The sequence below is a fragment of the Microcoleus sp. Aus8_D2 genome, assembly GCF_036702665.1.
Lineage (GTDB): Bacteria > Cyanobacteriota > Cyanobacteriia > Cyanobacteriales > Microcoleaceae > Microcoleus.
This window is the reverse complement of record NZ_JAUBUN010000069.1, coordinates 1-10,530: the sequence shown is the minus strand read 5'-3', so window position 1 is coordinate 10,530 and position 10,530 is coordinate 1. Positions and strand designations below refer to the sequence as shown.

Annotated in this window: 6 protein-coding genes; 4 read left to right on the top strand and 2 right to left on the bottom strand. The window is 47.2% G+C overall.

Features of this window, described 5'->3' with window-relative positions; translation table 11 throughout:
* On the bottom strand, positions 1-4,676 hold a 4,676-nt coding region (locus QUB64_RS31190; RefSeq protein WP_333276462.1), incomplete at its 3' end, for a beta strand repeat-containing protein.
* Positions 4,677-5,584: 908 nt separating this feature from the next.
* Between QUB64_RS31190 and QUB64_RS31185 the strand changes: the two genes are divergently transcribed.
* From QUB64_RS31185 to atpC, 3 genes are all read left to right on the top strand, one after another.
* Positions 5,585-6,385, top strand: coding sequence for a PEP-CTERM sorting domain-containing protein (locus tag QUB64_RS31185; protein ID WP_333276460.1), 801 nt, complete (start codon positions 5,585-5,587; stop codon positions 6,383-6,385).
* A gap of 126 nt (positions 6,386-6,511) precedes the next feature.
* Positions 6,512-7,969, top strand: coding sequence for a F0F1 ATP synthase subunit beta (atpD, locus tag QUB64_RS31180; RefSeq protein WP_333276457.1), 1,458 nt, complete (start codon positions 6,512-6,514; stop codon positions 7,967-7,969).
* Positions 7,970-8,273: 304 nt separating this feature from the next.
* Positions 8,274-8,681: an ATP synthase F1 subunit epsilon gene (gene atpC / locus QUB64_RS31175; protein WP_333276454.1), complete on the top strand. Its 408-nt coding sequence runs from the start codon at positions 8,274-8,276 to the stop codon at positions 8,679-8,681.
* 218 nt (positions 8,682-8,899) lie between these two features.
* Here the strand turns inward: atpC and QUB64_RS31170 are convergent, their stop codons facing one another.
* Positions 8,900-9,199 (bottom strand): DUF7734 family protein, encoded by a 300-nt coding sequence (locus QUB64_RS31170; protein WP_333276451.1) that lies wholly within the window; start codon positions 9,197-9,199, stop codon positions 8,900-8,902.
* A 280-nt stretch (positions 9,200-9,479) separates the two neighbouring features.
* Between QUB64_RS31170 and QUB64_RS31165 the strand changes: the two genes are divergently transcribed.
* On the top strand, positions 9,480-10,448 hold the full coding sequence (locus tag QUB64_RS31165) for an aliphatic sulfonate ABC transporter substrate-binding protein (RefSeq protein ID WP_333276448.1): 969 nt from the start codon (positions 9,480-9,482) through the stop codon (positions 10,446-10,448).
* The last annotated feature ends 82 nt before the right edge of the window (positions 10,449-10,530 follow it).

The window sequence follows — 10,530 nt, the reverse complement described above, 5'->3', positions numbered from 1 at the left end:
TTATTGAAAGTAACGCCACTACCGGAAAGAATCGGATTGTTGGCAATCGTGACAGCATCTCCATAGGTTTGAGGGCCGATTGTAGTGACATTTCCCTTGACTTGAGTTGTGCCGCCTGCATCTGTAGTCAAACTCGCGGCGTTGACTGTTTGATTAAATGCAGTTGTTCCTGTAGAATTAGCTGTTAATTTGCCGATCCGGTTGTTGAGGCTGCCGATCGCACTACTGAATGTCACATTACCAGTACCCCCATCCACAGTCAAATCGCTGCCACTGTTACTAAGGTTAATAGTATTATTGAAAGCAATCCCGTTGCCTGTGAAAATCGGATTTATGTTGGTAATTGTAACTGCATCTCCGTAGGTTTGAGGGCCAGTAGTTGTCACATTGCCATTGAGTGTAGTTGTGCCGCCTGCATCTGTAGTCAAACTCGCAGCGTTGACTGTTTGATTGAATGCGGTTGTTCCTGTTGAATTAGCTGTTAATTTGCCCGCACTTACAGCCCCAACTGCACCATTGAATGTAATATTGCCCGTACCTGCCGTTAAACTCAGGTCTTTAGTTCCCGTCTGTGCGCCGTTGACGGTTTGGTTAAACAGAATATTTCCTGCACCTGCACCTGTGCTGACAGAAGCATTATTTTGGACGAGTACAGGACTTTTGAAAGTGATATCTTGACCGCTGGTAGCAACACCTGCGTTGAGTGTTGTCGCGCCATTAAAAACGATCGAAGCATTATCTTTTCCGGTGAGGGGTAAATTAACAACGATCGCACCCCCGGGAGATTGAACAGTCACCGGATCTTGGAAACTATGAGCTCTGTCAAAGGTAATCGTACCAGTGCCGTCTGGCCTGCCGATCGCGATCGAACTAAATCCATCTTGCAGGGCATCTTGAAACGGCTTTCCCACATAAATAGTATTCGGATCGACAGGATTAGCTACTCCATTTATGAACCGAATATTACCGCTTGCATCAAACGGTTGCAGAGAAAAAGTACCCGTACCTTGAACAGAATCAGCAGGCCCACTGCTAAAGTTAGCTTCTTTCCCAATTAACACAATATTTCCCGTGCCGGCATTTATTCGATCCACACTAACACTCTTAAAAGCTTTGAGAGTGATATCTCCCCCCGAAGCACTCGTGTTAACTGCTCCTGATGTTGTAATATTGCCATTATTGCTCGTAAGCGCGATCGCCCGTCCAGGATTTGTAATATTGCTTGTAGTAAGATCGCCTGTAGTGGTAATGTTGATAGCGCCAGTGCTCGTAATATTGGCAGCTTGATTTACTCCAAGTGCAGCCAAGGGAGTAGCACCACCGACAGGCCCGCTTAACTTGATAGTAGCAGTGCCAGCAGTAATATTTAATTGTTTGTTGCCGTCAACTTTGCCACCAAAGGTAATATCCGCACCGCTGCTGACGTTGGGAGTTTTTTGAGTGTTGAGAGTAACATCATTACCGAGGAGAACATTGCCGAGAAACGAGATACTCCCGTCAGCAGTAGTAATGTTTTTATTCAGTTGTGTTGCTCCCTTCAGCGTCACTGTAGCGCTGCCTGTGGCGGCAATTGGGCCGTTGACGGCGATCGCGCCACCGCTATTTGGAGATTCAATGGTGACCGGCAATTTAAAAATAAAACCAGCGGGGTCAATGGCGATCGTACCACTCCCGTCCGCCCGCCCGATAATCATTTGGGAAAATCCATTGAAAGCTGCGAGTTCAGTAGTGCTGAGATTCAAATCATTAGAATTACCGGCAGTGCCAACAGTAATACCTAAACTCGGAGTCAGAGGTTGTAACAGAATAGTACCGTTGCCTTTGACTTGAGACGTGCCTAACAGCGTAATTGCATCACTGGTCAAAGTAACATCATTGCCACTTCCCGCAGTCAGGTTAATGTTGCTATTATTCAGGTTAATTTCATTCGCGCCGCTTGGCGCATTACCAGTCAGAGCAACATTTCCCACCGTCGATTGTAGCGAGCTATTATTCAGATAAATTGCAGCCGAACCGATTGCTGCTTTACCAGTCAGATCGATATTTTCGTTCGTCGATGCTACTGTCGCGCCATTTTCAACAGTAATGCCATAATTTGTTTTGTTGATACCAGTCCCCGCGCCTGTGCCAGTCATGGCGATATTTCCCTTGGCCGATCGCACGTTAGAATTAGCAACTGATATCCCGCTGTTATTGTTTGTGCCCGCACCAGCCGTACCGCTGAAAGTAATAGTTCCGGTTCCTGTTGATTCCACTAATGAGTCATTGGTAATTGGTACCTCTGAGGACGTGTTTTCCATGCGAATACCGTAGTTATTGGTTCCAGTGCCTGCGCCTGTCCCTGTGAGGCTGATGTTTCCATCGAGCGATCGCACTTTGCTGGCATTAATCAATATGCCGGAGTTGTTGTTTTTTCCAGCACTGCCGGTACCGTTGAAAGTAATAGTTCCGATGCCTTTTGATTCCACTAATGCCACGTTGTTGAGGGAAATACCGTAGTTATTGTTTCCCGTCCCGCCGCCTTTCCCTGTGAGGCTGATATTTCCATTCTGCGATCGAACTATGCTGGCGTTATCAACAGATATCCCCACACCGTTATTTATTCCGTTACCGCCCGTACCAGTCAGGCTGACTTGTCCTGTCCCCGTTGATTCCACCACGACTTTTTTGTCTATCTGGATGCCGTATCCAGATCCGCTGCCGTTACCAGTCAGCGTAATATCACCATTTACCGAACTGATCGCAGGCCCACCGCTCAAAAGTATCCCGGAACTATTGAAGTTAGTGCTGCCATTTCCGGTGAGGGTAATTTTTCCCGTTCCAGTCGTTGTTAAAGTAGGTGTTAAATTAGGTGTAGTGCTGGAGGAATTTATCGTAATACCAACACTTCCGGTGTTTTCTGTGGCACTTGACGTGTTTCCTGCACTACCGTTGAGGTCAATGTTCCCACCACCAGCATTAATTGTGCCACCGCTAATAGCGATTCCAAATCCGCCGCCAACATTCCCGCGACCACTACCCGTAAAATTGCCACCATTTGTATTAATCGCACCGGTGATGCTGAGATTACCACCTGTGAGATTATCAGCATCTGCATTGAGGGTGATATTGCCTCCCTGAGTTGTGATATTGTTGTTAACAAATATGCTGTTATTAGCATTCAGAGTCAGAGAATTACTATTAGCCCAAGCAATCGGAGCGCTAACTGTAATATTACCCGCACTCGCAGCAAGCGACGCAGTAGAAATAGTGACATTACCTAAACCCAGTTGCGTTTGCAGCGTCCCGTTATTGATTGTAGAAGTAAGCCCAGCCGGAGCAAATACTCCTGCCCCGAAGCCACCGCCTGCATCCGCACCGGTGCTAATAGTAATATTAGTAGGATCTAACAATAAATTTCCAGCAATCCCAAAAGTCGATCGCAAATCCACCAATCCAGCGAAATCCAGCGATTGTTTTCCCGATACCTCCACAAACCCACCATTCCCCGAAAACAAGCCACCTCGGGCAGTAATATTGCCATTAAAGCGAGTAGTTTCATCAGCCCAAACAATCACCCGCCCGCCATTCCCGCTACCAATCGCATCAGCATTAATTGTCGAGTCAGCGCTGACAAACGTCCGCACAGCATTCGGTACAGCCCCCAAACCCTGATAATCTCCACCAATCAGTACATTCCCGCCGCCGTTAGTACCCGAAGCATCGATGTTAGCCGCGATCGCGCCTACGCGATCGCCTAAAATGTTAACATTACCCCCAGTATTGCCCGAGACATTGATACTGCCGCTGGCGATCGCAGTTCCCGGAGCTAAAGGCACAGCCACATTCCCCGTCAGCACCACATCCCCATTAGGATTTACCGTCAACTGAGTTGCCTGTTCGGCACCTTTACCAGTCAGCAACTCGGGTAAAGAAAGCACAGGCTGCGTCCAATTATTTGGCAGCGATCCCCCAGTTGCTGTCGGTTGAACATCCAAGCTCAATAAATTTCCCGCTTGAGAAATCCGCACCATATTTTGACCCGGTACAGCCGCAATCAGAACACTACCTCCCGGCGCAGTTAGCTGGCCAGTATTGACAACCGTACCCCCTGTCAAACTTAAACTTTGACCGGGCGCCACGGTCAAATTTCCGGCATTCACAATGCTTCCCGATTGCAGGTTAGTAAAGGCAAAACTGTTGGGATTTCCGATTAAAGTTGCCCAATTGTTATTGCCGAGCGCACTAAACCACTGATTGTTCCCAAAACCAATACCGATCGCCGCCGTGGCGTTAAAAGAACCAGGCACGTTGAGACTAGCACTGTTGCCGAAAATTATCCCAGCCGGATTCATCAAAAACAAATTTGAATTGCCGCCTGTCACTTGAATTAAGCCGTTGATTAAAGAAGGATTTCCCCCGTTTATTCGTCCTAAAATATTTTGAATGTGGGGATTTGTCAAAAAGTTGGCGGTTTGACCTTCGCCCAGATTAAACTGAGTAAAACTGTGAAAAAGATTAGCTCGGTCTCCGCCTACTGAACCCCCGGTAATGTCGTAGCGGTTGCCGTTGGGTGTCACAACTGTGTTGGTGCCGTCGGGCGCTGGGGCGATGGGTTGTGCGGAAGCTGAGCCTGCTGCTACAAGCCAGCCAACTATGAATAACCATCCGAGTAAAGGTAGTCTGTTGGCTGTCATTGTGTTTAAAGGTTGTGCTTAAAGCGCGATCTTATTTATCTATTCCTAGTCTTACTCCTCAAAATTCCTCATGTCAATAGCATCGGCATATTTTTCCGGAATAATTGAGAGGGAAGCCGCCGGAAATGTATGTGTTTAATTACTAAAATTTATACAGAAAAAGTTTTTTTTTACGATGACTCAGGCGCGGGCGATCGGGCGATGAAACGAGAGTTTCTCGTTTCCACTTTCACAAATTCCCTGACGCAATCACCTTAAGAAACCTAGTTGATGGGTTTGGGACTGGCGAAAATATGGGGCCCAACGCCAGAGTTAGGGGTTCAACAACCCAGAGGATTAGTCAAAAATGCGTAAGTACCGATCGCCTGTTTTGCCGCTTGCTTCTAGTGGCCAACCACTCGCTCACCTCCCTACTCGCGGTCGCCGCCGTATCCTCAAAGCGGGCGAGCAGCTTGCAGCCCGCTTTCAGCAGCAACTGGACGAACAGCCGAATTTTTCTCAGAAACTTTATAATTTGTGGATGATCTTTACCAAAAATTCACAAAAGTTGACAAAAAAAAATTATATATTTTTAATGAAAGCTAATATTTGCAAGTCTTGCAGTCAACTTGAGACCGTTACCGACACGAATAAATGTAGTAGGTTGGAAATCTATACTGGGTGAAAATCTTGCTGTGACAGATGAAAGTAATGTGGCACTTGCAGTGTCAGTGAAAACTCTTAGAACAAGCACTCGTTTACTCAAAAACACACCTAAGTGATATCGGTCTGTAGATTCACTGTTGTAGAGTCTCTTTTGTCGGTTTGACGATCGTCCTCAATATCCAAGGCTGGCGATCGTCTATTCCCGTCACAGCAAGATGGGATGTCCCACCTTACTAACTAACAATACTGGAGGAATCAGGGTTATGACTACCTTAACGCTAGTCAAAAAAACATCTTTTACAGTCGCCAGCTTGGCAACTACAATCTTGCTCAGCATCTGCACGCCCGCCCGAGCTTTCATGTTTGGCACCAGCGGCATCCAGTTCGATCGAGATACAAGCATAAACTTTACATTCGACCAATCTCACGGCAGTTACCAGTCCAGCTTGTGGGTAGCCCAAGCTCAGACAGGAGTCAATGGCTACAGCAACATCACTCGACTGTTTTACGAGATTAAACCCTCAGATAACGGCAGCGCCGATCAATGGAAGGGAAGCTTCGGCAACGCAGTCACCTCAAGCAACGGCTCCGCCACCCAAAGCTTCACATTTTTGCAGGATCAAATTTATGCCCTGCTGCTGTGGAGCGACAGCGGCAGCGGCAAACAATTCGAGCAGTACGCCTCCAGCAGCAGCTTCATGAACAGCCCCGAATGGTGGGGGGCCCTCAGCCAGTTCCGGAGAGATGACTGTACGGTGGGGGGCTGTCAGCAAGCTGTATTTGGCGACTTTCAGCTCGACTACGGCTCCAGTGACTCATTTACAAATATCAACGGCGGTAAAGGCCCAGAGCAATATTCATCACTCACAATGGCCCAACTGGCTCAGGGCACAAAAATCTCTTTCGACGATGCCGGAGGAGGAAACGACCGCGACTTCCAAGACTTCAGCGTGTCGGCCGAGTTGGCCCCCGAGCCTGTGACAGTGTTCGGCACTATGCTGGGGATCGGGGCTTTGGCTGCCGCTCGCGGGAAAAAAAAGCGACAGCAGCAACCAGAAAAATGACTCTTAAGCATCCCCATACAAATCTAAATAGTGCGTCTGTTCAGTGGTACTCTGAGAAATAGCATTTCTAAATGTTAAGACTTTTTCCACCACGGGAAAAATAGCATCCTAACAAAGGCACTATTCATGGTATCCACTGCAACAAAAACGAACGTAGGCTACATCACCCAAATCATCGGGCCAGTTGTAGACGTAAAATTCCCAGGCGGCAAACTGCCCCAAATCTATAACGCTCTCACGATTTCCGGCAAAAACGAAGCAGGTCAAGACGTTTCCGTTACCTGCGAAGTTCAGCAACTGCTCGGAGACAGCCAAGTGCGCGCAGTTTCCATGAGCACCACCGACGGTTTGGTGCGCGGCATGGAAGTAGTAGATACAGGAGAATCGATCCAAGTTCCGGTCGGCATCCCAACTCTCGGCCGTATTTTTAACGTCATCGGCGAACCCGTAGACAACCTCGGCCCGGTCAATACTTCCGAAAGTATGCCCATCCACCGCAACCCACCGGCTTTCACCGAACTGGAAACCAAGCCTTCGGTGTTTGAAACTGGGATCAAGGTCATCGACCTCCTGGCCCCCTACCGTCGCGGTGGCAAAATCGGTTTGTTCGGCGGCGCAGGCGTCGGCAAAACCGTAATTATGATGGAACTCGTGAACAACATCGCGAAGGCTCACGGCGGCGTGTCCGTGTTCGGCGGTGTGGGCGAGCGCACCCGTGAAGGTAATGACCTTTACAAGGAAATGATCGAATCTGGGGTTATTAACGAAGAAGACCGCAGCAAATCGAAAATTGCCCTAGTATACGGTCAAATGAACGAGCCACCTGGTGCTCGGATGCGCGTGGGCCTGTCGGCTCTGGCGATGGCGGAATACTTCCGCGATGTCAGCAAGCAAGACGTGCTTCTGTTCATTGATAACATCTTCCGGTTCGTACAAGCTGGTTCTGAAGTATCCGCTCTGTTGGGTCGGATGCCTTCGGCTGTGGGATATCAGCCGACTCTCGGTACAGACATGGGCGACTTGCAGGAACGGATTACTTCAACTACCGAAGGTTCGATTACTTCGGTACAAGCTGTGTACGTACCTGCGGATGACTTGACTGACCCCGCTCCAGCTACAACTTTTGCTCACTTAGACGCTACAACTGTGTTGTCTCGCGGTTTGGCTGCGAAGGGTATTTATCCGGCTGTTGACCCGCTGGATTCTACTTCTACAATGTTGCAAGTTAGCGTTGTCGGTGAAGAGCACTATGGTGTTGCTCGTCAAGTGCAGTCTACTCTGCAACGCTACAAGGAATTGCAAGATATTATTGCGATTTTGGGTTTGGACGAGCTGTCTGAAGATGACCGCTTGACTGTTTCTCGCGCTCGCAAAATTGAACGGTTCTTGTCTCAACCGTTCTTTGTGGCAGAAGTATTCACAGGTTCCCCCGGTAAGTACGTCAAGCTGGCAGATACCATTAAGGGCTTCCAAATGATTTTGGCTGGCGAACTTGATGAGTTACCTGAACAAGCTTTCTATTTGGTTGGCGATATCAGTGAGGCGATCGCCAAAGCTGAAAAAATGAAGGCTGACGCTAAGTAATTTTAGTAATTGGTCATTGGTCATTTTACCCGCTCGCGAAGTCGAAGGGTGGTCATTGGTCATTGGTCATTTTACCCGCTCGCGAAGTCGAAGGGTGGTCATCAGTCATTGGTCATTTTACCCGCTCGCGAAGTCGAAGGGTGGTCATTGGTCATTAGTCATTAGTTAACAACTAACAACTAATGACTAACAACTAATGACTAATGACTGTTGACTAATGACTGTTGACTAATGACTGTTGACTAATGACTGTTGACTAATGACTGTTGACTAATGACTGTTGACTAATGACTGAGGACAATTTATGACATTAACTGTGCGCGTAGTTGCCCCAGACAAAACTGTTTGGGATTCTAATGCTGAAGAAGTAATTCTGCCGAGCACCACAGGCCAATTGGGTATCTTGAGCGGTCACGCTCCGATGTTGACGGCTTTGGATACTGGAGTGATGCGCGTCCGTCCTGGTAAGGAATGGGTGTCGATTGCTCTGATGGGCGGCTTTGCAGAAATCGAAGACAACGAAGTTACTATTCTTGTCAACGGCGCTGAAAAAGGCGAAACGATTGATAAAGAAGCTGCTCGTACTGCTTACACCGAAGCAGAAGCTCGTTTGGAAAAGGCTGCTAGCGGCACTTTGCAAGAGCAAATTCAAGCTAAGCAAGCAATTAAACGCGCGAGAGCTCGTTTTCAAGCAGCCGGCGGCACGATTTAGTCATCAGGGTAGATACAAGGTGCTTTTGTATTTCTGGTTTGTATCCAAGTCTCGATCCCCCCTAACCCCCCTTAACAAGGGGGGGACAAGAGTATTCTCAAAGTCCCCCTTGTTAAGGGGGATTTAGGGGGATCTAGACTCAGGGCTCAACGAGATTTCTGAACGGTTTTAGACTTCAGTTGAAACCTATGAACATTGTTGTATTCCTACTGTGAGTGCTAAACTCCGGCCTCGGACAATAGAAATTGCATTGTTTCCCAAGATAGCCCCTGCTGAAGATAGCGGGGGTTATTTGGATTGTAGGGACTCTCCAGCCGATCGACACTAAGAATCTTTGCTCCCTCCGGCAAAACTGGAACGTCTGGATCGCTCGCGGTCGATCGCACCAGGGAGCTAGAAAAGCCTTTAAAAATGGCAATTTCGTCGAATTCGCCGTCAATTTCGGCCTTGACGATTAAAACTTCGCGCGATCGTGCGATCGTGTATTGTTCCAAGCGGCGAGCAATAGAGTCAGCCATAGCAAATATCACTTTCCTGAAATCTGCTATAATATAGCTTAATTTTGTGGCTAATTTCAGGAACCGCCAGCCTAATTTATATATTTAATTATACCTTTTTTAACACCTGGAAGTAAGCGGAAATAATATAAGTCCTGTCAAAAAAATCTGGAAGATATTACTCCTGCACAAGCTACTTGGACGATATTTTATGAGCCACAGAAAGACTAGGTTTAAATTATCGTTTTCAACTCTAAATATTATTATACGGCGTTTTACGTGGGGATATTTTCTGCTATTTATGCTAGTTTTTTGCTTGAGTTTAGCTGTAGCAAGTTGCAACTCAGAGCTGATCGATAACTTTACAGCAAAAACCAAAAATCCCTACTCAAACTTAACAAAAGTTCTAAGAATCGGCCATCAGCCTTTCGGAGCGCTGTTTTATCTCAAAGCTAAAGGCTCTTTGGAAACCCGTTTAGCAAAAATGGGGTGGTCTGTAGAATGGACGGAATTTGTCGCCGGGCCGCCAATTTTAGCAGCAATAGGACAAGGAAAAATCGATCTGGGTTATGCAGGAGTTGCGCCGCCAATTTTTGCCCAATCAGAGGGCGTACCTTTCGTTTATATTGCTAATGATTCAGCTTTACCTGGAAGCATTGGTATCATAGTTCCTCAAAATTCTCCGATTCGGACTCTGGCGGATCTCAAAGGCAAGAAAATAGCAGCAACTCAGAAAACCGCAGGTCACTATTTGTTAATTCGGGCGTTAACTCAAGGCGGCTTGCAGTTAGAAGATGCCGAATTCGTCGATTTATCTCCGCCAAAAGCTCAGGAAGCATTTCTGAGAGGCGAGGTAGATGCTTGGGCGATTTGGCAGCCGTTTTTAGCTAAGTTACAGGAAACTATGCCTGTTCATTTCTTGACTGAGAGCGAGGGGCTGATCAATGACAGAAACTTCTATTTGGCAAGTCGCTCTTTTGCTACCGACTTTCCTGATATTGTTAAAACAGTGATGGGAGAAACGCGACAGATGGGTGCTTGGATAACTAAGAATCCCGAACGCTCAGCGGAATTTATCAGCGCTAGAACGGGAATGAAAAAAACAACAGCTAGAATATTAACTAAAAGCCGCAGCTACAATTTGCTGCCAATTCAAGACAGGGCTGTTGAAGAACAGCAGCGCATTGCTGAAATTTTCTTTAGGTTGGGACTCCTTCCCGATCGCATTTGGATTCAAGATCTTATCTGGAAACAAAAATTAGATTTATAGGAGAAGTCATCAGTCATCAGTCATCAGTCATCAGTCATCAGTCATCAGTCATCAGTCATCAGTCATCAGTCATCAGTCATCA